Annotated in this window: 17 protein-coding genes; 8 read left to right on the top strand and 9 right to left on the bottom strand. The window is 69.7% G+C overall.

The window, feature by feature from the left end:
• Positions 1–8: 8 nt before the first annotated feature.
• The 3 genes from QSK31_RS42755 to QSK31_RS42745 form a co-directional block, all read right to left on the bottom strand.
• The gene (locus tag QSK31_RS42755) at positions 9–563 is read right to left on the bottom strand and encodes a Uma2 family endonuclease (RefSeq protein ID WP_285690680.1); all 555 of its coding nucleotides are present in this window, start codon (positions 561–563) and stop codon (positions 9–11) included.
• Between the two features lie 17 nt (positions 564–580).
• Positions 581–5,755 (bottom strand): SCO7613 C-terminal domain-containing membrane protein, encoded by a 5,175-nt coding sequence (locus QSK31_RS42750; RefSeq protein WP_285690678.1) that lies wholly within the window; start codon positions 5,753–5,755, stop codon positions 581–583.
• 111 nt (positions 5,756–5,866) lie between these two features.
• Positions 5,867–7,306: a UDP-glucose dehydrogenase family protein gene (locus QSK31_RS42745; protein WP_502873104.1), complete on the bottom strand. Its 1,440-nt coding sequence runs from the start codon at positions 7,304–7,306 to the stop codon at positions 5,867–5,869.
• 130 nt (positions 7,307–7,436) lie between these two features.
• Between QSK31_RS42745 and QSK31_RS42740 the strand changes: the two genes are divergently transcribed.
• The 4 genes from QSK31_RS42740 to QSK31_RS42725 all read left to right on the top strand — a co-directional run bounded on the left by QSK31_RS42740 (position 7,437) and on the right by QSK31_RS42725 (position 11,829).
• A complete protein-coding gene (locus QSK31_RS42740; RefSeq protein WP_502873103.1) occupies positions 7,437–8,588 on the top strand; it encodes an acyl-CoA dehydrogenase family protein in 1,152 nt (383 codons plus the stop codon).
• 211 nt (positions 8,589–8,799) lie between these two features.
• Entirely contained in the window at positions 8,800–10,014 is a 1,215-nt protein-coding gene (locus QSK31_RS42735) for an ABC transporter substrate-binding protein (RefSeq protein ID WP_285690676.1), read from the top strand.
• A 205-nt stretch (positions 10,015–10,219) separates the two neighbouring features.
• Positions 10,220–10,729, top strand: a complete 510-nt coding sequence (locus QSK31_RS42730) for a SigE family RNA polymerase sigma factor (protein ID WP_285690672.1) — start codon at positions 10,220–10,222, stop codon at positions 10,727–10,729.
• Positions 10,726–11,829 (top strand): hypothetical protein, encoded by a 1,104-nt coding sequence (locus tag QSK31_RS42725; protein WP_285690670.1) that lies wholly within the window; start codon positions 10,726–10,728, stop codon positions 11,827–11,829. Before QSK31_RS42730 ends, QSK31_RS42725 begins: the two co-directional genes overlap by 4 nt.
• A gap of 6 nt (positions 11,830–11,835) precedes the next feature.
• On the opposite strand, the gene purE is transcribed toward QSK31_RS42725, so the two are convergent.
• Together purE and QSK31_RS42715 are read right to left on the bottom strand one after the other, a co-directional pair.
• Entirely contained in the window at positions 11,836–12,333 is a 498-nt protein-coding gene (purE, locus tag QSK31_RS42720; RefSeq protein ID WP_285690668.1) for a 5-(carboxyamino)imidazole ribonucleotide mutase, read from the bottom strand.
• Complete coding sequence (locus QSK31_RS42715) at positions 12,333–13,472, bottom strand: 5-(carboxyamino)imidazole ribonucleotide synthase (RefSeq protein WP_285690666.1); 1,140 nt, start codon at positions 13,470–13,472, stop codon at positions 12,333–12,335. Before QSK31_RS42715 ends, purE begins: the two co-directional genes overlap by 1 nt.
• Before the next feature lie 134 nt (positions 13,473–13,606).
• On the opposite strand from QSK31_RS42715, the gene QSK31_RS42710 reads away from it, so the two are divergent.
• Together QSK31_RS42710 and QSK31_RS42705 are read left to right on the top strand one after the other, a co-directional pair.
• Entirely contained in the window at positions 13,607–14,194 is a 588-nt protein-coding gene (locus QSK31_RS42710) for a hypothetical protein (RefSeq protein WP_285690663.1), read from the top strand.
• Between the two features lie 84 nt (positions 14,195–14,278).
• On the top strand, positions 14,279–15,145 hold the full coding sequence (locus QSK31_RS42705; RefSeq protein WP_285690660.1) for an AfsR/SARP family transcriptional regulator: 867 nt from the start codon (positions 14,279–14,281) through the stop codon (positions 15,143–15,145).
• Here QSK31_RS42705 and QSK31_RS42700 read toward each other — a convergent pair.
• The 4 genes from QSK31_RS42700 to QSK31_RS42685 all read right to left on the bottom strand — a co-directional run bounded on the left by QSK31_RS42700 (position 15,035) and on the right by QSK31_RS42685 (position 23,101).
• The gene (locus QSK31_RS42700; protein WP_285690657.1) at positions 15,035–15,769 is read right to left on the bottom strand and encodes a class I SAM-dependent methyltransferase; all 735 of its coding nucleotides are present in this window, start codon (positions 15,767–15,769) and stop codon (positions 15,035–15,037) included. The two genes, QSK31_RS42705 and QSK31_RS42700, sit on opposite strands and share 111 nt — an antisense overlap.
• A gap of 187 nt (positions 15,770–15,956) precedes the next feature.
• Positions 15,957–17,939, bottom strand: a complete 1,983-nt coding sequence (locus QSK31_RS42695) for a thioredoxin domain-containing protein (RefSeq protein ID WP_285690655.1) — start codon at positions 17,937–17,939, stop codon at positions 15,957–15,959.
• Positions 17,940–18,061: 122 nt separating this feature from the next.
• Positions 18,062–18,403: a hypothetical protein gene (locus tag QSK31_RS42690; protein ID WP_285690653.1), complete on the bottom strand. Its 342-nt coding sequence runs from the start codon at positions 18,401–18,403 to the stop codon at positions 18,062–18,064.
• 6 nt (positions 18,404–18,409) lie between these two features.
• Positions 18,410–23,101 (bottom strand): phosphorylase family protein, encoded by a 4,692-nt coding sequence (locus QSK31_RS42685; protein WP_285690649.1) that lies wholly within the window; start codon positions 23,099–23,101, stop codon positions 18,410–18,412.
• Between the two features lie 336 nt (positions 23,102–23,437).
• Between QSK31_RS42685 and QSK31_RS42680 the strand changes: the two genes are divergently transcribed.
• Together QSK31_RS42680 and QSK31_RS42675 are read left to right on the top strand one after the other, a co-directional pair.
• The gene (locus tag QSK31_RS42680) at positions 23,438–24,121 is read left to right on the top strand and encodes a response regulator transcription factor (RefSeq protein ID WP_285690647.1); all 684 of its coding nucleotides are present in this window, start codon (positions 23,438–23,440) and stop codon (positions 24,119–24,121) included.
• On the top strand, positions 24,118–25,566 hold the full coding sequence (locus QSK31_RS42675) for a HAMP domain-containing sensor histidine kinase (RefSeq protein ID WP_285690646.1): 1,449 nt from the start codon (positions 24,118–24,120) through the stop codon (positions 25,564–25,566). The genes QSK31_RS42680 and QSK31_RS42675 overlap by 4 nt, the downstream gene beginning before the upstream one ends.
• The last annotated feature ends 322 nt before the right edge of the window (positions 25,567–25,888 follow it).

Here is a 25,888-nt window from a genome sequence, read left to right as displayed (position 1 = left end):
CCCACGGGTCACCTGACGATGTGATGGTCCTCGGGCTTGGTGTTCAGCAGCCACGCCAGAGGCATCTTGGCCGCCTCGTCGTAGGTGTCTCCGACGAGGACGTGCAGGGTGACGGTTTGCGGTTCGTCCCTGGCGACGGTCCAGTACTGAGGGATCCCCGCCGCCGCATACTCCTCGAGCTTGATCACGCGGTCGACTGCTTCAGATCCCGGCGAGATGATCTCGATCACCAGAAGGAGGTCGTCCACCGGCAGCCACACCGAATCCGCCGGTTCGCGCGCCCACACCGTGAGGTCCGGGATCCGGCCTCCGACGCCTTGCGGCCCGTCAATCCGGATTCCGGCCGCCTGCAGCACCTGCTCCACCGCGAACGCGGTCAAGAGCCAGGCCATGAGGCGGGTGGCGATTTTGGCGTGACCGCTGTCGGGCGGGGGCACGACGGTAAGGACTCCCTCAGGACCGGTTTCATAGCGGTGGCCGTGCTCATCTGTCTCATTCAGCACAGCAAGATCGTCGAGCGTGACGAAGGCGGGCATGTTCCGCCCCACGGTCTCTGCGCTCATGCCATGCATCCTATCGCTCAGCGCATGCGGGTCAGGGCGCCTCGGACGCGCTCCTGGGTGCGGCGGCGGGACTCGTTGGTGGCGCCCAGGACCAGCAGGACCGCGCCCAGCGGTACCAGGACCAGCCACGGGCCGACCAGGGTCATCGCGAAGTGGATCGCCGCGATCACCGTGACCGCCGCGCCCACCACCACCGGGGCCTGCTGCTTGAGCTGGGAGCCGACGATCAGGGTGCCGACCGCGCCGCACAGGAGCAGGACCTCGCGGAGCGCGCCTCCGTCCGTGGTCAGGACGATGCCGACCGTGGGGACGAAGGCCGCCAGCAACGCCGGGCCGTAGGCGGACCAGCTGCTCAGCTCGGGGCGGTTGCGGGCCTCGAGGGTGCCGACGATCAGGGCCAGCGCGGCGAACGGCAGCGTGTACGCCTCCGGCAGCGCCACGTCGGACAGGGTCATGAACAGCCACCAGCCGACCACCTCGAAGCCGACCGCCAGCCAGAACAGGTTGCGCCTCTGGCGGGGCGAGCGGTCGGGGCGGGTCGCGGTCAGGCCCAGCACGGCGCCCCACGCGGCGAACAGCGCGGCCAGGTGCTCCGGCGAGTCGAAGGCGAGCAGGCCGGCCAGCAGGGCCGAGAGGTAGCCGCTCCACTCCACGGTGACCGCCTCGCGGCGGTACTGCGGCAGGCCCAGCCGCGGCATGCTGGCCTCCAGCATGAGCAGCCCGGCGCCGACCGCCAGCACGCCGAACGCGGCCCACGTACGGTCCAGGCCGGCCGCCGACGCCGCGGTCAGCACGAAGCCCTGGCCCATCGACACGGTGAACAGCCAGCCGAGTACCCGGGCGTGCCCGGAGCGGCCGGAGATCGCCGCGACCAGGCCGACACCGACCGCCGCGCCCAGCGTGAACAGGGTCAGCTGCTTGGTGGCCAGCGCCCCGGCGAGACCGGCGCCGCCGGCCAGCAGGCCGATCACGAAGACCACCACGCGGGTGGCTCGCAGCAGCGGCGCGCGGGTGGCGACCGGCGGCGGGGTGAGCGCCAGGCCGAGCATCACCACGGTGAAGACCACCAGCGCCGCGGTGGTCGACGCCGGCCAGGCCGCGTCCAGGCCGATCGGCGCCACCAGCAGGGTGATCGCCAGGCCGGGCAGGATGACCGGCACCGACTCGGCCGCCTTGCCGCCGAAGCCCAGAGCGGCCAGCGCCGCCGCCGTGGTGAGCAGCAGCGCGGCGAGCACGCTGGTGCCGTCCACCGAACCGGCGGCGGGCGCGGTCAGCTCCGGGACCGGGCCCTGCCAGACGGCGCTGAGCTGCTGGAACGGGTCGAACAGGGCGCCCGCGATCGCCGGGCCGAGGGAGATCAGGGCGATCAGGGTGGGCACGATGGCGACGATCACCGCGCCGGTGGCCGGGTCGACCAGCCAGCGGCCGCGCAGCCCGCTCGGCCGGATCTCGGTCCAGCGGCGGCGTTCCACCCAGTAGCGGTCCGGCGAGACGGTCAGGCCGGGCGCCTGGGTGGCGCCGCGCATGAGCTCGGCGATCACCCCGAGCAGGGCGGCCGCGGCGGCGTAGAGCGCGGTCGGGTAGTTCGTCGGCACCGACGCGATCGCGGTGATGGTCGCGCCCGCCACCAGGCCGAACGTGGCCCAGGGCAGGTACTGCGGTATCCACTTGCCGGTCGCGCAGACGGCGGCCAGGCTCAGCGCCGACGCGGCCAGGGCGGCGGTCAGCACGATCTGGGCGCTGCGGCCCTCCCCGGCGGCCAGCGCGGCGAAGACCCCGGGCACGGCGAGCAGCACTCCCGCGGTGGCCGCGCCGCCGATCAGGGCGCGGTGCCGGGGCATCCCGGTGTCGTCCCGGGCCTGCATGGTGGCGTCGGCGTCGGTCTCCTGCCGCGGCGCGAGCAGCGGCTGCGTGGTCCGGCTGAACACCGCGACGAGCAGACCGGTCAGCACGATCAGCAGCATGGCCATCGCGGTCGACCACGGTCTGGCCAGGCCGACCGCGGTGAAATGCAAGGCCACGACAAGGGCGACCGCGGTTCTGGCGTACGCGGCTCGCGGATCCCAGGCGGCGACGGCGGCGACGGCGTACCCCAGCATCACCGCGCCGCCGAGCAGCAAGGGTGACCACCAGGGCAGGCCGAAGGCCGCCGGCGCGCCGATCGTGGCGATCGTCGCGCACACCGCGCCCACGTCGTAGGAGTAGGGCGGCGGGAGCGCGGCAGCCGCGGCGACGGCGACGAACAGCAGCGCGATCGGCCCCTGCCACGCCTCGGCGGGAATGTTGCCGGGGTACCCGCTGAGGTCGGCGCCCCAGATCGGGCCGGGCGCGGCGAGGATGCGCAGCCCGGCGCTCAGCGAGAGCCACGCGCCGATCAGGCCGACGACCACGCCGGCCACGGCGAGACCCCGGACCGGCCCACGACGCCATTCCTCCGGCAGGGCGCGTACGCCCAGGCCCACCGCGAGCACCACCAGAGCCGCCACCACCAGGGGCGCGGCCGGGAACGCGAGCGCCGCCACGCGGGCGAGCGCACCACAGATCGCGACCGTCGCACCCGCGGCGGCGATGTCCGGCCCGTCCAGGATGCGGTCGGCGCGGCGGCCGTTGTCCAGCGACTTGGCGAAGAAGAGCAGACCGGCCGAGGCGAGCAGCAGCGCGCCCACCCAGATGTCCGGGGCGGCGGAACCGGGCGCGAGCAGCGCGGCCAGGGCCAGCGAAACCGCGCCCAGGCCGGTGCCGGCGGTCAGCGGGAGGCTGATGTCGCGGCGGGCCACCTGGAACACCGCGGCGTAGGTGAGTGTCCCGGCGACGGCGAGGAAGCCGACGGCCAGGGCGGGAACGGTGACGTCGCCGGTGGCCGGCGGTCCCCCGCCCGGGTCGGCGACGGCGAGCACGGCGGTGACCGCGGCGCCGGGCAGGGCCAGCGCGGCCGCGCCGGACGCCCAGTCGCCGATCACCCAGCTGTAGATCTGGGCGGGAATCTGCCGGACGGCGATCGCGACCATCACCCCGGCGCCGGCGATCGCGGTCAGCACGGCCGCGGTCAGCCAGGTCGCGCTCAGGGCCGCCCCGGCGCCGAACAGGCCGACCACCCCGGCCGCGCCGACGTGGAAGTAGGCCGAGCGCCGGGTGGGCGCCTTGACGCCGTAGGCGCCGATGCCGATCGCGGCGATGACCAGCGGCCACGGCGCGGTCGACCAGGGCAGGGCGAAGGCGGCGGGTACGGACAGCGCGGTCAGCGCCACGCCCACCACGGCGCCCTCGTGCTGGTACTGCTTCGGCAGCGCCAGCGCGGCGGCGAAGGTGAGCAGCAGCGCGCTGACCGCGAGCAGCCAGCCGGACTGGCCGGCGGCCGCGGCGATGCGGTCGGCGTACGCGGCGGTGTCGGCGTTCCAGACCGGGCGGGCCGCCTGCACCGGGGCGAGCGCGGCCCGCAGCGCGTCCACGGCGACGAGCAGGCCGATGATCGAGAGGGCGAAGGCCGACGCGTACTGCGGGCCGCGCCGGACCTCGGGCGGGATGTTGCCGACGACGGCGCCGGTGCAGGCGACCGCGGCGGCGGCGACCATCAGCGTCCACTGCGGGGAGGCGACCGCGGCGATGCGTGCGGCGGCTCCGATCACGGCCAGGGTGAGCACGGCGCCGGCGATGTTGCGGGCCGTCAGGTTCTCCAGCATCCAGGCGGCGGCCACCGCGATCATCGCGGCGAAGACCAGGAGCAGGCCGGAGCGCAGGGCGTCCGGGACGGCGTCGGCGCCGATCAGCGCGCCGCCGGCGTACAGCAGCGAACCCGCCACCGCCGCGCACAGCAGGGCGAACGTCAGCTCCCGCAGCCAGTCCGCGGACGGCGGGGTGGCCGGCGGCTCCAGCGGGACCGTGCCGGCGGCGGGGGCGCCGGCCGGACGCGGGCCGGGGAAGATGCGGGTGGGCAGCCAGCGACGCCGTCGTCCGCCCAGCCCGCTGATGATCAGGTCGGGTTCCTCGGGCTGCGACTCGGGCCGGGCCGGCGTCAGCTCCGGATCCACCAGCTCGCGTTCGTCGAAGTCACGCTCGCCGACCTCGCGGGCGTCGGCCTCGGCCATGCCCTCGCGGTCGCCCGGGCCCGGCCGCCGCAGCGGCCATTTCGGCACCAGCCGCCCGGTACGGATCACGGTGGTGAGCAGGAGCAGGTCGAGCAGGGCGACGACCGCAAGCGCGAGGCCCCAGCCTGCCGGGCCTTCGATCCAGGGGTACGCGAGCAGCGGCGGAACCGGCTGCACGGCGATGACGGTGGCGTACCGCGGCGCGTTCAGTCGCGTGAACCCGGCGTAGAGGAACCCCGCCACGGCCGTGATCGCGAACGTGATGCCCAGGTAGACGGACGAGCTGACGCCCAGCCCGAGGTTGCTGTCGTGCAGGGCGTACAGGCTCATCGGCAGCAGCACGAGCCCGACCGCGGCCACCGTCTCGGCGGTCGACGACAGGTCACGCCGGGCCATCCACGGCGCGCCGACCAGGGCGATCGCGGCGAACAGGCCGAGCACGAGGGCGCGGGCGGCCGGGTTGGTGACCGCGACCGTGGCGAACACGACGGCGGCCACGCCGAGCAGCAGCGCGCCGAGCACGAGCAGGATGTTCTGCACCGACTGCGAGGACGCCTCGGGGGCGTGCGGCGGGTGCGCGGGCGGCGGCGGCCCGGACTGCGGGCGGCGCGGCGGGGGCGGCTTCTCCGTCGGCGGCGGGTCGTCGACCAGCAGCGTGTTGCCGTCGGTGGCCACGCCTCCCCCGGCCGGGGTGGCCGGGGCGGCCCACGGCGGCGCTCCGGCGTTGGGTGCTGCGTGCGGTGCCGGGCGGGCGGACCGCCTCGGTGACGCCTCGGCCGGGGGCGGCGGCGCGGTCCGCCGCGAGCGCGTCGGCGGCGCTTCGCTCGGCGGCGGCGCCGGCGGGCCGGTCCGCGGCGAGCGCGTCGGTGGGGGCGGCGCCGGCGGCGCTTCCGGGGCGCGCGGCCGGCGCGCCTTCGGACCCTTCGCCTTCTTCTGCGAGTTGGCGTGGGCCAGGATGTCCCGCTGGAACTGAGCCGCCTGAATCTTGCTGGCGATTTCGCCGCGCTGCTTGGCGGCCTTCATGTCCTGGATCTTCAGTTCCGCGATCGAGGCGTCGATGCGGGTCAGTTCATCGTCGTAGCTGTCGGGCTCTTTCGCCTGCGCCACGGCAACCCTCCTCGACCGCTGGGCCTGCTCCTCATACGAGCATGCCGGTCCGACACCTCATTAGAACAGGCTCACCGCAGTCGAGATCTATGGAAATGGGTGCGAACCTGATCAAACCGACGGGTTCGGTCGTCCCATCCCGCGGTACTCCCAGCCGGCCCGCGCCCAGAGCGTAGCGTCCAGACAGTTCCGTCCGTCGATGACACGCCTGGCGTTCACGAGTTCGCCGAGGGTGACCGGATCGGCGTTGCGGAACTCGGCCCACTCAGTGAGAACACACACCAGATCGGCGCCGGTGACCGCGTCGGTCATCGACTCCTCGTAGTTCAGCTTCGGCCGGGCGAGGCGGGCGTTGGCCATCCCCTGCGGGTCGTAGACGTGAACGTCGGCACCGGCCTTGGCCAGGGTGTTGGCGATCGACAGGCTCGGCGAATCGCGTACGTCATCGGAATTGGGTTTGAACGCCGCACCCAGAACCGCGATCCGGGTGCCGGCCAGGTCCGGGCCCGCCGGGCCCGGCAGCCGGCCGAGCAACTCCGTGGCCAGCTGGGTCACCCTCGTGCGGCGGCGCTGGTTGACCAGGTCCACCTCGTGCAGGAACCGCAGCGCCTCGCCCGCCCCCAGCTCCTGCGCCCGCGCCTGGAACGCCCGGATGTCCTTGGGCAGACACCCACCGCCGAAACCGACCCCGGCCTGCAGGAACCGGTTCCCGATCCGCGGGTCGTACCCGATCGCCTTGGAGAGCTGCGTCACATCACCACCGGCGACCTCACACACCTCCGCCATCGCGTTGATGAAGCTGATCTTCGTCGCCAGGAACGCGTTCGCCGCGACCTTCACCAGCTCCGCCGTCGCGAAATCGGTCACCACCAGCGGGACCTCACGGTCCTCGGTCGCCGCCAGATCGAACACACCCTTGTGCGAGGCGTACAGCATGCTGTTCGCCCAGTCGGTCTTCACCCCGACCACGATCCGGTTCGGCCGCAGCACGTCCTCGACCGCGAAGCCCTCCTGCAGGAACTCCGGCGACCACGCCACCTCGACCTCGAGCGCCGGGTCGGTGTGTTTCGCGACCAGCTGCTCGACCCACTCGGCCGTACCCACCGGCACCGTGGACTTGCCCACGATCAACGCCCGCCGGCGCAGATGCCTGGCCAGGTTCGACACCGACGTCTCCACGTACGTCAGATCGGCGCCCATGCCGTCCGCGCGCTGCGGCGTGCCCACACAGATGAAATGCACGTCCGCGAAATCGGCCACCTGCTCGTACGACGTCGTGAACCGCAACCGCCCCGACGCCAGATTGCCCCGCAGCAACTCGTCCAGCCCAGGCTCGTGGAACGGCACCTCACCACCGGACAGCTTGGCTATCTTGGCCTCGTCGACATCGAAGCCCAGCACCTCATAGCCCAGCTCGGCGAAACAGATCGCGTACGTGGCACCCAGATAACCGGTGCCCAGGAACGCGAGCCGCGGGCGGGGGGCGCCGGACGGCGGGGTCACGGTGGGGAACGCCATGACGGACGGCTGGGTCGGGTAGGGGATCGTCACGGAGGAGAACTCCAGTCGGACGGGGCCGGGGGGATGGAGCTTCACTTTCTCATGCGTCGTCCGCAGGGGATGACAGGCGTACCCTACGCGCCAGTAACATGGGGCCTGGAACCGTAGGAGGGGAACGCTGATGAGCGAGTTCGACGTCTACCGGCTGCCCGAGGACCACGAGACGATCCGCGCGGCGGTACGCGAGGTGTGCGACGCGCGAGTGGCGCCGAACGCCGCCGAGGCCGACGAGAACAGCGAGTTCCCCAAGGCCAGCTACGACGCGCTGCGGGCGGCCGACTTCCACGCCCCGCACATCGGCGAGGAGTACGGCGGCGCCGGAGCCGACGCCCTGGCCACGGCCATCGTCATCGAGGAGGTGGCCCGGGCCTGCGCCTCGTCGTCCCTGATCCCCGCGGTGAACAAGCTCGGCACGATGCCGCTCATCCTGGCCGGTTCCGCTGATCTGAAGGAGCGCTACCTGCGCCCGGTGGCGGCCGGCGAGGCGATGTTCTCGTACTGCCTCTCCGAGCCCGAGGCCGGCAGCGACGCCGCCTCGATGACCACCCGCGCCGTCCGCGACGGTGACCACTGGGTGCTCAACGGCGTGAAGCGCTGGATCACCAACGCCGGAGTATCGGAGTACTACACGGTCTTCGCGGTCACCGACCCGTCCGCCCGCAGCCGCGGCATCTCCGCGTTCGTGGTGGAGAAGTCGGACGAGGGCGTCAGCTTCGGCGCGCCGGAGAAGAAACTGGGCATCAAGGGCAGCCCGACCCGCGAGGTCTACTTCGACAACGTCCGGATCCCCGCCGACCGGATCATCGGCGCGGAGGGCACCGGCTTCGCCACGGCCATGCAGACCCTCGACCACACCCGGGTCACCATCGCGGCGCAGGCGCTGGGCATCGCGCAGGGCGCGCTGGACTTCGCCACGGGGTACGTCAAGGAGCGCAAGCAGTTCGGCAAGGCGGTCGCCGACTTCCAGGGCGTGCAGTTCATGCTCGCCGACATGGGCATGAAGCTGGAGGCGGCCCGGCAACTCACGTATGCGGCGGCCGGCAAGAGCGAGCGCAACGACCCGGACCTGACCTACTTCGGCGCCGCGGCCAAGTGCTTCGCCTCCGACGCCGCGATGGAGATCACCACCGACGCGGTCCAGCTCCTCGGCGGCTACGGCTACACCCGCGACTACCCGGTCGAGCGCATGATGCGCGACGCCAAGATCACCCAGATCTACGAGGGCACCAACCAGGTCCAGCGCATCGTGATGGCCCGCCAAATCCTCAAATAGCGGACGTTCTGGCCGTTCAGTCGATCTTGATGGCGTGCTTCGCGCACTCGATCGGACGGCGAACGCCCCGCCGGCACCCTGGTCCTGGTCGAGCCGGCCCGCGCCGCGCTGATCGGCATCCTGCTGCCGCACGAGCCGATGACCGCCCGCGGCGTCATCGGGCTGGTTGTTCTCACCGCGGCTCTCCTGATTCCCGTCATAGGATCACGCGGTGACGACGCGGGTGGTGTGGTGGCTCGGCAGCGGGCCGAGTCGCCGGGAGTTCCGTGAGCTGTTCGTCGAGCCGTTCAACGCCGGCCAGGACGACGTCCTGCTCGAGGTCGTCGAGCTGACGTCACGGCCCCGGGAGCGCACGTTCGAGGCGCTGGAGTCCGGGACCGGGCCGGACATCCTGATGGTTCCGCGAGCCGGTCACTTCCGGTCGCTGATCGGCGCGAACCGTCTCCTCGACCTGACGCCCTACGCGGATCGGTACGACTGGCACTCCCGCCTGCTCCGGCCCGCGACCCGGATGTCCACCGTGGACGGCCGGCTGTTCGGCCTCCCGCGCAGCACCGAGACGATGATGCTGCTGTTCGACCCGCGGGTCCTCGCCGGCCTCGGGCACGAGCCGCCGGCCACGCTCGCCGAGCTCGAAGACGTTGCCGCGGCGGCGATGCGCCGGGGGCTGACCCCGTTCAGCGCCGGCTGCGGGGACATGCCGGAGTCGGCCGAGCTGCTCTGGACGCTGGTCGTCAACCACTACGCCGGACCGGCCGCCGTACGCGCCGCGCTGCACGGCGAGCTCCCCTGGACGGACAACGTGTTCGTCGAGGCGGTCCAGCTGCTGCGTTCCTGGTTCGACCGGGGCTGGTTCGGGACCGGCTACTTCACCGACACCATCGAGCAGGGACTGGGCCGCGTGGTGAACGGGACGGCCGCGATGGTGCCCGCCATGACCGGCATGCTGCCCGAGGACAACACCCACCTGGACGTCGTGCCGTTCCCCGCCTTGCGAAACGACGTCGCGGCGCCGATGTGGGTCTTCTGTACGGCGAGCCTGCTCGGCATCAACGCGGCCACCGCCGTGCCCGACGAGGCCGCCCGGGTGTTCGACGCGCTGTTCGACCCGCGGGTGCGCCGCCTGTTCGGCGCGCGAGTCCCGGGCGACTGGAACATCCCGCTGACCGACGCGGACGCGGACGGCCTGACGACGGAGTCCCCGAGGATATTCGCGAAGGCGGCCGTCGGCGTCACCGAGGCCGTCGCCGCGGGCCGGTTCGGCTACGCGACCTGGTCCTTCCTGCCGCCGAAGGCCGAGGCTCTGGTGGTCGACCAGGTCCGCCCGGTGGTGGAGGGCAGGCTCGCGGCCCGCGACCACCTGGCCGAGCTGCAATCGGTGTTCGCCGAGGAACTGGCCGCCGGCGCGGTGCCCGGACTCGACTGAGCGGTCAGCTCATGGGCGGTCAGCTCATGGGCGGTCAGCTCATGGGCGGTCAGCTCATGGGCGGTCAGCTCATGGGCGGACAGCTCATGGGCGGACGGCGAGTCAGGTGGTCTCCCGGATTCGTGCCAGTCGCGGACATCGACGGCAACCATCACCGGCCGTGCAAGCGTCATGGATGGCGACTCATCATGAGTGGGGAGCATCGATGGAGGAGTTCGACTCATTTGTACGCGCCCGGACGCACGCTCTGCTGCGTTCGGCCTACCTGCTGACCGGCGATCAGCAGCTCGCCGAGGATCTCGTCCAGTCGGCGCTCGCCAGGACGCACCAGTCCTGGAAGGACCTGTCGGACACCGGGAACGCCGAGTCGTACGCCCGCCGCACCATGTACCACCTTCAGGTTTCCTGGTGGCGCCGGCGCCGGGTGGCGGAGGTCATGCCCGAGCACCTGCCGGACCGGGCCAGCGGCGACGACCACGCCGGAGCGGTGAGCCTGCGCCTGACGTTGCGCGCCGCCCTGGGCCGGCTCAGCGCCAAGCAACGCGCCGTGCTGGTGCTCCGGTTCTTCGAGGACCGCACCGAACGCGAGGCCGCCGAGATGCTCGGGGTCAGCATCGGCACGGTCAAGAGCCAGACCGCGAAGGCGCTCGCCCGGATGCGAGCCGTCGCCCCCGAACTCGCCGACCTCCACAGCAGGGACGGAGTCCTGTCGTGACCAACGATCTGCACTCGTACCTTTCCGACCTGGCCGAGGAGGTCATCGCGGTGGACCTGCGGGACCGCGTACTCGTCACCTCCCGGCGAGCGACCACCCGCCGCCGCGTCCTGACCGCCTCCGCGGCCGCCGTCGCGGTCGTGGCCGTCGCCTCCGGCGTCGCCTGGGCCGGCCGCCCCGGCCCCAAGGCCGACGGCGTCCTGCCGGCGATCTCCCACTCACCGTCGACCGCGGTCACGCCGCGGCCGTCCGGCTCGGTGTCGACCGGCCTCGTGCAACCGGCCATCCGCAAGGTGCCGCAGATCCTCTACTACCTGAAGAACGACACGGATCTGTACCGGCTGGACGGCACGAGCACCACGCGGGTGCTCGAGCCGCGCGTCGAATCCTGCGGCCTCACGATCGCGCCGAACCGGTCCCGCATCGCCTACGTCACCCCGATCGGCGGCGGCGGCCACCCCGGCGACCTGATCGTGGCGAGGCCCGACGGCCGGAGTGCGAAGACGCTGCGGCCCGACATCCACTGCGGGGGCGGGAGCGGCCCGTTCTGGACCGACTCCCAGCATCTGCTCATCACTCCCGTCGACGGGCCCCGGGTCGTCGTCGACGTACGGAACGGCAGAATCAGCAGTACGCCGTTCGCGGACACCACGGGCTACGTGGCCCGGTCGCCCAACGGGCTGTACGTCGCCTACCGCGAGGACGAGGACATCGTCGTGGCCCGCCACGACGGCACGGTGATCCACCGGGTCGCCCACGGCGACGAACAGGGCCCCGACAGCGGCTTCAGCGTGCAGGGAGTCTCCGACAACGGCCGGTACGCGCTGGCCGGCGTCGACAACACCGACCCCGGCGTCGTCCGCAGAGGAAGAACGGTGGTCGACATGACGACCGGCGACAAGGTACCGCTCCCCGCGGCCATCCCGAGGTCGGAGGGGCGGGACTTCGGCGTCCACCTGACGGTCAGTAACCACCTGCTGGTCCGCGCCCCGGTGGGTACCAGCACCAAGCTGTACCTGGTGAGCCCCACCGGCAAGGTGATGGACACCCGCACCGAGCCGGCCGCCCTGCGCGAGATGGACCTGCTCACCTCGTACTGAACGGAGTCAGCTCATCAGTTTCGCGCGCAGCGCGGCGTCCTTCTCGGCGACCATCTGCTCGAGGCCCGTCTGGAAATCGGTCATCCGCTTGCGGATCGCCGGGTCGGACGCGCCGAGGATGCGTGCCGCCAGCAGGCCCGCGTTGCGCGCGCCGCCGATGGACACCGTCGCCACCGGGACGCCGGCCGGCATCTGCACGATGGAGAGCAGGGAGTCCATGCCGTCCAGGTACTTCAGCGGGACCGGCACGCCGATCACCGGCAGCGGGGTCATCGACGCGACCATGCCGGGCAGGTGGGCTGCGCCGCCCGCGCCGGTGATGATGACCTTGAGGCCGCGGTCGGCCGCCGTGGTGGCGTAGTCGACCATCTTGCGGACCGTCCGGTGGGCCGAGACCACGCCCACCTCGAACGGGATCTCGAACTCGGCCAGCGCCACCGCGGCGGCCTCCATCGTGGACCAGTCCGAGTCGCTGCCCATGATGATGCCGACGACCGGGGTCATCACTCGCCCTCCTGCAACCATCGCGCGGCGCGGGCGGCCCGCGCGCGTACCGAAGAAAGGTCGTCGCCCAGCACCGTCACGTGGCCGATCTTGCGGCCGGGCCGGACCTGTTTGCCGTAGAGGTGCACGCGTGCGCCGGGGTCCTCCGCGAAGAGGTGGTGCACGCGCTCGTCGATCGAGATACCGCCGGGCGCGCCGCCGAGCACGTTGGCCATCACGACGACCGGGGCGGTCAGCGTGGTCTCCCCCATCGGGTAGTCCAGGACCGCGCGCAGGTGCTGCTCGAACTGGGAGGTACGGGCGCCCTCGATGGTCCAGTGGCCGGAGTTGTGCGGCCGCATGGCGAGCTCGTTGACGACCAGTCCGGCGTCGGTCTCGAAGAGTTCCACGGCGAGCAGGCCGACGACGCCGAGCGAGGTGGCCAGGTCGATGGCGAGCTGCTGCGCCTCCAGGGCACGGGCCTCGGCCAGGTCCGGCGCCGGCGCGATCACCTCGACGCAGATGCCGTCGCGCTGCACGGTCTCGACCACCGGGTACGCCGCGACCTGCCCGAACGGCGAGCGCGCGACCAGGGCGGCGAGCTCGCGGCGCAGGGGCACACGCTCCTCGAGGATGATGTCGCGGTCGAGGAGAGAAGAAGCGTCGTCCAGGCTGTTGATCATCCAGACGCCGCGGCCGTCGTAGCCGCCGCGAGCCGCCTTCGCGACGATCGGCCAGCCGTGCTTCTCGGACATTTCCGACAGATCTGAAAGGCCGGTCATCCGTCGCCAGTCAGGCATCGGCGCGCCGAGTGACGAGAGCCGCTCCCGCATCCGGCCCTTGTCCTGCGCGAAGATCAGCGCGTCGGCCGGCGGATAGATCTTGACCCCGTCGGCGGCCAGCGCCCGGATGTGGTCCCCCGGCACGTGCTCGTGATCGAACGTGACCGCGTCACACCCGTCCGCGAACTCCCGCAGCGCCGCCAGGTCGAGATGCGACCCGAGCCGCACATCGGCGGCGACGAGGGCGGCGCTGTCGTCCGCCGACTCGGCCAGCACCCGCAGCGACTGCCCCAACGCGATGGCGGCCTGATGCGTCATCCGCGCCAGCTGCCCGCCACCGACCATGCCCACGACGGGCAACCCTGTTCGACCATCCATGACCCGCACAGCCTAGCGACCCGTCCCAGGTCACAGCCCACGCCCCCGGCAGACCACGACCGATGAAGCACCACTGAAGCCCCCCGCTGGTTGCCTCAGGGGCAACGCAATCACGGCTATCGGAGGGCAATGCCATGAAGAAGACCTGGACCGCACTCGCCATCGCCGGGCTCGCCGGGACGGCACTCGTGCTGCCGGCCACCGCGCCCGCCTCGGCGGCGCCGACCGGCAAGAAGCACTGCGTCACGAACGTCTCGGACGAAACCACCTCCTGCTACGGCACGTTCCGGCAGGCCATCGCATCCGCGACCAGCGGACGGATCACGGACGCGCCGCTGAACCCGGCCGACGCGGTGGCCAGCAAGGCGTTCGAGAAGCGGATCAACGCGATCACGGAGTTGAACAAGGCGGGGGCGACGCAGCTCGCGGTGACGCTGTCGATCGAGTACGACTGGGCCTACGAGCAGACGAACGAAGGCAGCGTCACCTACACGGCCGATTACGGCTGCGACAACACCAACGACGTCGACTGGCAGGTCAACTGGGTCGGCGACGACTGGAACGACCGCATCTCGTCGTTCCACAACTACAGCAACTGCTCGAACATCCACTTCGCGCACGTCGATTTCGGGACGCCGAGCAACGGCATCTACCGCAGCGTCGGGTCGATGGCGGACACCGGCGGCCTCAACAACCAGACGTCGTCGATCCAGTGGGTGTGACACCGCTGAGATGAAGTGCCGAGCCTTTCGCCACCGTTCGAAAGGCATAGGCGGCCCCGGGATCCCGCCGGTGTACTCGAATGCATGACCGGACTACGCGTCGGGATTCTGGGCCCGCTCACTGTGACGGTGAACGGGCGGCCCGCCACACCGAGCGCCCCGCGGCTGCGGACCGTGCTGGCCGTGCTCGCACTGTCCGCGGGTCGCCCGGTACCGCTCGACCATCTCGCCGCGGTGGTCTGGGGTGAGGACCTGCCGATCGACACCCGGCGAACGGTCACCGTCTATCTGACCCGGCTCCGCTGCCTGCTGGGCCGCAGGTCGATCCGCACCGAACCGGCCGGCTACACCCTGGTCATCGATCCGGACGACGTGGACGCGCTGCGGTTCGCCGGCCTCGTCGAGGCGGCAGCGGCGGCCGGCCCGGCGACCGAACGGGTGCTGCTCGGTGCGGCACTCGGCCTGTGGCGCGGGCCGCCCCTGGCAGACGTGCCGTCGGGGTGGCTCGCCGAAGTGGAGGCGACCCGGCTGACCGAGCTGCGGCTGGACGCCCTGGAACGCCGGATCACCTTGGACCTGGACGCCGGGACCGGCGCCGGCCTGGACGCCGAACTCCGCGACCTGATCGCCCGGCACCCGTTCCGCGAACATTTCTGGGCGCACCTGATGACCGTGCTCAACCGTTCCGGGCGCCGCGCCGAGGCGCTGGCCGTCTACCAGCGGCTCTACCGGCTGCTCGACGATGAGCTCGGCGTCGAGCCCGGCCCGGCGGCGCGGGCGGCGCACCGCGAGGTGCTCGGCGGCGACCCGCCGGCCCCGATCATCTGCGACTGTTACGGCTCAGGCCCGGGCCATCACGACCGCCGTCTCCACCCTGGTCCGGATGGGCGCGCCGTACGCCTCGAGTGTCCGGCGCAGGTCGTCCAGCAGCGCGCGCTGAACCGACGGTGAGCGGCGCAGGAACGGCCCCAAGGTTCGCACGCTGCGCAGGACGTCCGCGGCCGCCGTGCTGGTGGCGTACGCCGTCTCCCAGGTCGTGATGTCGGTCAGGCCGGTGTGCTCGCGGATCTCCGGGACCGCCCACGACGGCAACGGCGGGCGCTCACCGGCGTCGGGAGGATGGCGGGCGTACGTCGCCCGGATCGCGGCGCCCAGGCCGGCGTCCTCGTGGACGCTGCGGCGGCCGATCAGCGCCAGGGTGCCGCCGGGGGCCAGCGCCCGCTCGGCCAACTGTGCCCTGGTCACCGGCTCGATCCAGTGCCAGGCCAGCGCCGCCGTCAGCAGGTCCACGCCACCGGGCGGCGGCGTCCACCGCTCGAACGGCGCGGCGGCCACCGTCACGGACGGGAAGCGCGCGGTCAGCACCTCGGCCATCCGAGGGTCCGGTTCGACGCAGGTGATCGCGATGCCGCGGCCGGCGAACAGGGCCGTTGCCTTGCCCGTACCCGCGCCCACCTCGGCCATCGTGGCCGGCGGCCGGCCCGCGTAGCCGAGCACCACCTCGGCGATCTCCAGCGGGTAGCCGGGCCGCTGCTCGTCGTAGAGATCGGCGACTTCCCCGAAAACGGTGCTCACCGGCACATCCTGTCAAGGACACGACTCTTGCGTTGCCTCACCGGCACGAACCGGGTGAGAGTGAATCAAATCCATCGAAGAGATCGGGGGTACGCGTCATGGCCAGCAACGGCAACGGCCTGGGTGGCATCTGATCCTCGGCGCATCACGGCGGTCGCCCGGCGGCGGACGGGCGGGCCGGCCAGGGTCAGTCGCCGAACCGGGCCATCAGGTCGTCGACCGTCGTGGCGGGACGGTCACAGACAAAACCACGACAGACGTACGCGGTGGTCGCCCCACCCTGCAGCGGCCGGTCGGCCAGCAGCGGGACGCCGGGACGGTCCGGCTCACCGGCCACCACCACCGCGCCGGGCGGCGCATGCTTCAGCGCCGCGGCCAGCAAGCCGTCTTCACCGAGATCAAGAGCGACGGCGATTTCGTACGGGCCGGACAGCGCCGCCTCCGCGACCGTCGCGGCGTACCCGGCGAATCGAGGGTGACCACCGATCAGCGGGCCGACCGTCGCCAAGGCCGCGTCGGCAGCGGCTCGGTAACGCTCCTCGCCGCTCAGCGCCGCATAGGACACCAGCGCCGCGCAGACCGCCGACAGCCCCGACGGCGTGGCGTTGTCGGTCGGGTCGGCCGGCCGCGTGACCAGCCGTTCCGCGTCGTCGGCGGTGTCGTAGAACCCGCCCGACCCGGTACCGAAACGCTCCAGCGCCACGTCCAGCAGGGTGCGTGCCAGCGTCAGCCAGCGGCCGTCACCGGTCAGCTGGTGCACCGCGCAGAACGCCTCCGCGACGCACCCGTAGTCCTCCAGCACTCCGGCGGGCGTCCCGACCACACCGTCGCGGGACACCCGCCGCAGCCGCCCGTCCACCAGGTGCCGCTCGGCGAGCACCTCGGCCAGCGCGACCGCGGCGTCGCCGGGCGTCCCGGTCAGCCGGGCGTACTCGGCGAGGGCCGTGATCGCCAGCCCGTTCCAGGAGGCGACCACCTTGTCGTCGCGGGCGGGCTGCGGCCGGGTAGCCCGGGCGGCCAGCAGCTTCGTCCGGACCTCGCGCCACCGGTCGGTCAGGGCCGGGTCGGCGGCGTCGATGTCCCGGGCCAGCACCAGCACACTCGAGCCGTGCTCGAACGTCCCGGCCGTGGTCACCCCGAACAGGTCCGCCGCCCAGACGCCGTCGTCCTCGCCCAGGACCTCGATCAGCTGCGCCGGCGTCCACGCGTACGTCAGGCCCTCGACCCCGTCGGTGTCCGCATCCAGCGCCGACGCCAGCCCACCCGAGGTCGTGCCCAGGTCGCGCACCAGGAAGGCGGCGGTCTCGTCCGCGATCCGCTTCGCGAAAAGATCATCGGTCAAACGCCAGAGCTGCGTGTACGCCCGCAGCAGCAGCGCGTTGTCGTACAGCATCTTCTCGAAGTGCGGCACCGTCCACGTGGCGTCCACCGCGTACCGGGCGAACCCGCCGGCCAGCTGGTCGTAGATCCCGCCGCGGCCCATCTGCTCGGCCGTGTGCCGGACGATCTCCAGGTCGCGCTGGTCCCCCGTGCGCTGGAAGCGCCGCAGCTGGAACAGCATGTTCATGTGCGGCGGGAACTTCGGCGCCCCACCGAAGCCGCCGTTCTGGTCGTCGTGCTCGCCGGCCAGCCCGTCCGCGGCCCGATCGAGCAGCTCGACCGAGATCGGCGCGGTCGGCCCGCCGACGAGTTGCGCGCCACCCACCGCCTCGACCACGGCGGCGCCCTGCTTGACGACCTGTTCCCGCTGGTCACGCCACGCGGTCGTGACCGACTGCAGCAGCTTCACGAAGTTCACCTTCGGGAAGTACGTCCCGCAGAAGAACGGCTCCCCCTCGGCCGTGGCGAACACGGTCATCGGCCAGCCACCCTGCCCGGTCATCGCCTGGGTGGCGGTCATGTAGACGGCGTCGACGTCGGGCCGCTCCTCCCGATCCACCTTGATCGCCACGAACCCGTCGTTGACCAGCTTGGCGACACCCTCGTCCTCGAACGACTCGTGCGCCATCACATGACACCAGTGACAGGCCGCATAGCCCACCGAGATCAGCACCGGCACATCGCGCCGCCGCGCCTCGTCGAACGCCTCAGGGCACCACGGCCACCAGTCCACCGGATTCTCGGCATGCTGGAGCAGATACGGCGAGGTCACAGCACCCAGTCGGTTCACATTGGCCAGCCTCTCACATCGGTAAGGGCCATTACCGAGACTCGAATCGGCGTCACGAGCGCCAAATATGTACACACATGCACTGAGCGGCAATCAGCCACGGTGGAACAGCTGCGCGGGCCCTACTCCCCGGCCTGCAATCCTTCCAGGGCCCGCACGTCCAAGGCGACCGCCTGCTCGTCGTCGTTGTGCAGCAGGGAAGGATCGCCTCGGCAAGCCTGGCGAGATTCCACTCGGCCACCGCCGGCTGGTCGCCGTAGGCGTACCGGCCGCCGTGAATGCCGGCTGATCGCGTGGTCCTCGAGCCGGCGCAGGAGATCGACGTCGCCCGTGGCACGGGCGTACTGGAAGCTGCCGACGCGCAGATGACTGCCGGCGCCGTCACCGAGCCGCGGGCTGAACCCGCCGAACTGATGCCCGGAGTAAGCCTGCGCCACCGGCACCGCGGCTGACTGCGTCCTCATGAATGCCTATAGCAGCGCTCCGCTCTCGACGAGAGCGCGCGCGAAAGAGGCGGCGGTCGCGCAGGCATATTTGGTCCAGACCTCGTCACGTCTTAATCCGACGACGTCGCTGATGCCTCGGATGGCCAGGACTGGAATCTCGCCATCGATCCCCCGAGCCGCGAGATATATGCCGCCCAACTCCATCTCGACCGCAGCGACAGCCCGAGCGGATTCCTGCCACTGTCCCAGCAGTTCAGTGGACTTGACAAGTACATCACTTGCCGCAACGTGTTGCGCTGTCACGAATGGCGGCCTAGAGGTTTCGCCATGTGGGAAATGATGTGACAGCGCCTGTCGCACCCGGTCTCTCCACGCACTATCGCCGTAGTAACTGTCTGAACTGGAATCAGGCACATCGAGTGCCGGCTTCGGCATTCCGACAAGGATTTCCGAGTTCCAAGGTTTCAGCGATCGAGATATAGCAGAAAGACTTGCCAAAAGACGTTCTACCTGTGGGTGAACCGGACCGCCGGCAATGCTGTACGTGTCTCGGCTTCCCTCCTTTACCGCACGGACGGAAAAGTCGTGCAACCTTGATGCGCAGACCACATCGCCAAGAGTGAAGTCCATCGAGGGCACTGCTCCAGCGATGCCGACGACTAAAAGCCAACGGGGCTTGAGGTCCTGGATTACGTGCGTGGCAACGCGCTGCGCGAATCCCTGACCCTGTTCGAGGCAGCGGACCGCCGCGAACTTGTAAGGCCGGCCGTCCGCGGCAGACACCGTGCCAAGTTCGTATCGCTGACTGCCGATCGTGTAGCGGTCCGGTGCAAACCGGTCCAGAACCGCGACGAACTCGTCCTCTCGGATGGAGACGACCGCGAAGTCGATCGTGCCCCGTACTGATTGCAGATCTTCACGCACCGGCGCCTTCAATCCTTCTGGTGACTGCGGTTCAACGTCTGATGACTCTTCGACCGCTCCGACGTGAGTTCCTAGAGCCAATATCGGCTCAGGGAGTACTGGAAAGAACCCGCTCGGTGTCGGACCGAAATCATTGCGTGTTTCGTGCCAGAGTGAAATGCATACCGTCGCCGGCCTTACGGCTGTCCGACTAACGTCCCAATGATCGGCCAGCAGTGCCCAAGATTCCTCGACATTCCCCAACGCATCGTGTGCCAGGCTTAGCAGCCAGGCCATCGGGCGACGCCTCCCACCATTACTAGCAATATTACTGAAGTCGACCAGGCGGATCGCTTCGGCGGCAGCGTCTGGCTCGTTCATGGCTAATGCACAAAAGATTTCACGCGCCAGGAATATGTTACTGGTCGGGTTGGCCTGTCGGGCTGCTGCGGCAATCTCAAATGCTTCGCGCCATCGATGCTCTGCTGCCAACTGCAGGATACGGTGGAGTTCCAGCTGCTCGCCTGCTACTCGCTTCCCAATCTCGCTCCACCAATGACGCACGTCCGAGTCACGTTGCCCTTTGGCAGCGAATTGCGAGATCGCGTACAGCATGGACTCGGACACTTTGTAGCGCTTGGGAGCCCCGTCAAGGCGCTGAAGGCCGCCGAGCCCGAGGTGCATTGCGGTATCAAGGTCGTTATTGCGCGTATGAAGTTCGACGCCGGCCTGGTACAGAGTGAACAAGCTCTGATCGGGCTGGATGCGTTGCAGGCCCTCGTCGAGCAACGCGATCGCCGCGGCATAGTCCTCGCCCCGGACATGAAGTTCGATACCGGCGAGGTAAAGGTCGATGGGGTTCTGACCAGGCTGAGTGCGCTGCAATCCCTCGTCGAGGAACGCGACGGCCGCGGCATAGTCCTCCCGCCGGACATGAAGTTTGATGCCGGCGAGGTAGAGGTGGATCGGGTTCTGACCGGGTTGGGTGCGTTGCAGCCCCTCGTCGAGCAACGCGATCGCCGCGGCATAGTCCCTGCGCCGGACATGAAGTTCGATACCGGCGAGGTAAAGGTGGATCGGGTTCTGACCAGGCTGAGTGCGCTGCAATCCCTCGTCGAGCAACGCGACGGCCGCGGCGTAGTCCTCCCGCCGGACATGAAGTTCGACGCCGGCCTGGTACAGAGTGAACAAGCTCTGACCGGGCTGAGTGCGCTGCAATCCCTCGTCGAGCAACGCGATCGCCGCGGCATAGTCCCTGCGCCGGACATGAAGTTTGATGCCGGCCTGGTACAGATTGAACAAGCTCTGATCGGGCTGGATGCGTTGCAGTCCCTCGTCGAGCAACGCGACGGCCGCGGCATAGTCCTCCCGCCGGACATGAAGTTCGATGCCGGCGAGGTAAAGGTCGATGGGGTTCTGACCAGGCTGAGTGCGCTGCAATCCCTCGTCGAGCAACGCGACGGCCGCGGCATGGTCCCTGCGCCGGACATGAAGTTTGATGCCGGCGAGGTAAAGGTGGATCGGGTTCTGACCGGGTTGGGTGCGATGCAGGCCCTCGTCGAGCAACGCGACGGCGGCGGCATAGTCCCTGCGCCGGACATGAAGTTCGATGCCGGCGAGGTAAAGGTCGATGGGGTTCTGACCAGGCTGAGTGCGCTGCAATCCCTCGTCGAGCAACGCGACGGCCGCGGCGTAGTCCTCTCGCCGGACATGAAGTTCGACGCCGGCTTGGTACAGAGTGAACAAGCTCTGATCGGTCTGCGTACGCCGCAATCCCTCGTCGAGCAACGCGACGGCCGCGGCGTAGTCCTCCCGCCGGACATGAAGTTCGACGCCGGCCTGGTACAGAGTGAACAAGCTCTGACCGGTCTGCGTACGCCGCAATCCCTCGTCGAGCAACGCGACGGCCGCGGCATAGTCCTCCCGCCGGACATGAAGTTCGACGCCGGCGAGGTAAAGCGGCGTTACCCGGAGCCCAGAGTCCGAGCAGTCGGTGATGCCCCGCTCGAGTATTTTGCCGGCATCGACGCCGCGTCCTGACGACTCGAGGAAAAACGCCGCCTTAAGGTAAAGTTTGTCGCGTTCCACCGGACGACGCTCGGCGATGACCCGCTCGAGCAGAGCAACCGCATCTTGTGGCCTGCCGGCCCCGTTGATCAGCTCGCTGAGCACGACCCATCCAGCTACGGGAACGCCATCCCGAGGTGCACCTGAATTGTCGGTCAAGGTGGCCTCGACGGCCTCCACCCCTTGGCTCATGTCCATGAGACGGATGTGGAGAATCCACGCCTCTTCTGATGCGCGGGCCGACGCTACCATTTCCGTAGTCTCAGCCAGCGCCAGCCGCTGATCATCTGCCTCCCCTCGCTTCAGGAGCATGCGGGCGAGGCGAAGATTAAGCTGCGGCGAAGGACTACCACCGACCAACGCCGCCTGCAGCATCAGAATGTGTTCGTCGAGTTGCACTGGATCACTCGGAACTGCGTGGCTAGCCAGGTTTATCCGCTGAATATGCAGCGCGAATTTCTGGGCCAGCTCGCGCAGTTCGCCTTCTCGCCGGGCAAGTAACAGGTGATGCCGCGCCTCCAAAAAGTTTCCAGCGTTGATAGCGACTGAGACACGCTTCGCCTTGAACGGGCGGAGGTAATAGTCCGCCGCGAGCCGGTGTGCACGAAGCAGTTCGCCAGGGTCGCGTCGAGTCGCTTCGAGCGCCAACTGCCGAACTGTCGGATTTAATGCGTACCAATTCTTTCGCCGCAGCAGGATGAACAGGATTATCAACTGCTCCGCGTTCGCGTCGACGGTGCCGCCTGACACAGTCCGGGCCAGCTCGAGAGCATGTCGCTGAAAAGAACCTCGGTGGACGGCCAGCGCGTGGACGAAACGCAGTGAATCAGCGTCCAGATTGTCCAATGTCTTGGATACTAATCGGCGCTCGAGCCTTTTGATGAGAGCATCTCCGACAAACCGGTAATCTGCGTCTGAAATCGCCGGCTCGTCACCAACGAGTCGTTCAAGCGTCGTGAACTGCAATGCAGCAACTAAGGCTTGCATGGCTCGAGGATTGCACCCGAGCCACCTGGCGAGTTCAACCGCATTTTCGAGTTTGATCTCCTCATCCCGATCGCGGTTGCGGTTGCGCAGTAGCTGCATGAGGAGCGCACCGCCCTGCTGTGGCGGGTACGGGCCTATCCTTCGCAGTGCAACGCCAGCCTCCAGCCACTCCTCCTCATCCACCATCTGAGAGGTCAGTAGCAGAACTCGGCCCGCAGAAGGACTCGAACAGAGTTTTCGAACCAATCCCATGAAATCCGCGCTGGCCTTACCCGTCGGGTCAAGGCAGTGTTCAAAGTTGTCGATTACCAGTAATAGTTTCCCCTTCAGTGCCCTGACAATTCCGGTCGCGATGTTGGACCCTATCGGAATTGTGATATTCGCCTCGTCGGCGAGGGCTCCGGAAATAAGCAACAGCAGGTCGTCGTACGACAGGCCACGCGCAGATATCTCTGCACGCGCAGAATCCCCGTGAAATGCCCCGCGGAGCTTATCCGCGAGATAGGTCTTCCCTAGACCGGAAAACCCTTCGACGACGCACAATGTCGGCCCCGAAGAAATCCAAGATTGTTTCATCCACGACAGCAAGCTCGACTGAACCTGCCCGTCCGCCAGTTCGTATGTCGGAATCGGCCGCCCGTCGGACTCCATGTCGGCGTTACGCTCCGTATCTCGGCTGATCACCTTTCCCACCGTGGCTCGCGCCCGCGGCTCGACCATACCGACCGTGATCGCGAATTCACAGGGACGATCATCCAATCGGGCATCCGCTCATCGGCAGATCCGCGCACTTGGGTCTCGGGAGGACCTGGAGACAGTCGGCCGGGCCAGCCGCTCATCACGCCCAGAGACTGCCTTCGGTCAGTCGCCGGTGCCACCGGTCGAGTTTGGTGGTCTGCTGGGGGTCGGTGATCTCGATGAAGGTGGCGGAGTCGGCGTTGGACCACGTGCCTCAGCGGACTGCCGGAGGCGTTCATCGACGTCGTATCCGGAAGAACGCGGTCCCCAGCGACGCTCTAATGCTGGCCTCAGGTTGATCGGAAACAATGAGCGGCAAAAGCATCGACTGGAAGGGGGCGGGCCAGAGTGCGGATCATGATCGCGGATGATGACGCGGCCATCCGTGAGTCGCTGGAGCGGGTGCTCCAGGTCGAGGGTTACGACATCAGCACCGTCGCCAACGGTCTCGCCGTGCTCGACGGGGTCGGTGGGGCCGACGGTGACGCGCTGGATCTACTGATCCTCGACGTGATGATGCCCCGCCTCGGCGGGTTGGAGACCTGCCGGCGGTTGCGGGCCGCGGGCCGGGATCTGCCGGTGCTGATGCTGACCGCCCGTGACCAGGTCTCCGACCGGGTCGCGGGGCTGGACGCGGGCGCCGACGACTACCTGCCCAAGCCGTTCGCCACCGAGGAGTTGCTGGCCCGGGTGCGTGCCCTGCTGCGCCGGCGCACGCCGACCGACGAGGAGTCGCAAATCCTGTCGTTCGCCGACGTCCGGCTCGATCCCGACAGGTTCGAGGCGTGGCGGGGCGGGCGGTCGCTGCACCTGACCCGGACCGAGTTCTCCCTGCTGCAGGTTCTCGTGCGCAACGCGACCCGGGTCTTGACCCGCGGCGCGCTGTTCGAGGCGATCTGGGGCTTCGACATGAGCACCACCGCCAACAACCTCCAGGTATACGTGAGCTACCTGCGCCGCAAGATGGAGGCCGAGGGTGAGCCACGTTTGATCTACACGTTGCGCGGCCTGGGATACACGTTGCGGGAGACTCCTCCGTGAGCAGGCACAGCCGCCGGGGACCGCGCCGGCTGACCCGATGGTGGCGCCGTCAGTCCCTGCGGACCAGGCTGACGGTGATCGCGGCGACGGCCATCGCGGTCAGCGTGTTCGTGTCCTTCCAGGTGGCCAGCGAGCTGATGGACTCTAAGCTGCGGGCCACCGCCGAGGATCAGCTACACGCCGACTCCCGCATCCTGGCGACGAACGCGGAGCACGCCGGTCTGGCGCAGGTCCAGCTACCGCCGTATCCCGGGTCCGGCCGGCTGATGCGGGTCATCCTGCCCGACGGCTCGACCCGGACGCCGGTCGGGCAACCAGCGCTGCCCCCGGTCAGCGAGCACGCAAGGCGCGTGATGCAGGGCGGGTCGACCGACCTACTGGAGTCCAACGACTGGAACGACGGCTACCGCATCTACACGCTGCGGGCGGGCAACGGCGCGGTCCAGGTGGCCGACCTCGCCGACGACACCCCGATCAACCAGTTCGGGTTCGGCATGCTGCTGATCGGGCTGTTCTGCGTGGTCGGCGGCGCCCTTGTCGGACGCACCGTGGCGCGGACCGGGCTGGCACCGATCGACCGGCTGACCGCCGCCGCGGTACGTGTCGCGCACACCCGGGATCTCGACGCCGACATCCCGGATGAGGGTGGTGGGGAGATCCGGCGGCTGATCCAGGCGATCAACGACATGCTCGCCGCGCTCCGGGACTCCCGGCGAGCCCAGCGGCTGCTCGCCGAGGACGCCGCCCACGAGCTCAAGACCCCGCTCACCAGCCTGCGCCTCAACATCGAGCTGCTGGTCCGGCTCGACCGGCGCGGCACCCTGGACAGCGCACTGTCGGCGGAGAGCCGGACCCGGCTGCTCAACGATCTCGGCGCCCAGGTGGCCGAGTTGAGCACCCTTGCCACCGAGCTGACCGAGGTGGCGCGCGGGGACGTCAGCGACGAGAGCACCGAGTTGCTCGACCTCGCCGACGTGGTGGTGGCCGCCGCGACCCAGGCGCGTTCCCGCGCGCCTGACATCGAGGTCGCGCTCGACGTGGCCTCCGTGTGGGTGAGCGGGCGTCCCGCTGCGCTCCAACGGGCGGTGCTCAACCTCATCGACAACGCCGGCAAGTGGTCCCCCGCGGACCAGCCGGTCCAGGTCCGGCTCCGTGCCGCGGGCGCGTCGGCGGTGCTCGAGGTCGACGACGCCGGGCCGGGCATCGACGCCGCCGACGTACCGCGGGTGTTCGATCGGTTCTACCGTGCCGACAGCGCCCGGGCGTTGCCGGGATCCGGGCTGGGGCTGTCGATCGTGCAGCGGGTCGTCGACGCCCACAGCGGCCGGGTCACCGTCGCCCGCTCCGCACGCGGTGGCGCGCTGCTGTGGGTCGTCCTTCCGGCCGCGGCCCCGCCCGCCCCGCTCGCGCGGCTCACCACCGGAGAGGACACCACGGCGCGCTGACCCGCCCGCCCCGCTCGCGCGGCTCACCGCCGGGGAGGACACCACGGCGCGCTGACCCGCCCCGGCGGCGCGGCGCAGGACAAGCGGCCCACCACCAGGCGCAGGACACCGCGATGCGCCGACCCCAGCCCTGACGCGTGGCGCAGGCAGCCCTGACGCGTGGCGCAGGACCAAAAGGCGACGGCCGTGGGCAAGGCAAAGATCCGGGACGGGTTTGGGTTGCCGTCCCGGATCTTGTTTGTGTTGTTGTGTTTAGCGTTGTAGTGCGAGTTGTTCGTTGTCGGTGTGTGCGTGTCGCCCTCCCGGGGGCGCGGCCGTCGGG

The sequence above is a fragment of the Actinoplanes sp. NBRC 103695 genome (assembly GCF_030269485.1).
Classification (GTDB): Bacteria; Actinomycetota; Actinomycetes; order Mycobacteriales; family Micromonosporaceae; genus Actinoplanes.
The sequence above is the reverse complement of the archived record's forward strand: the minus strand, read 5'-3'. Positions and strand labels throughout refer to the sequence as shown.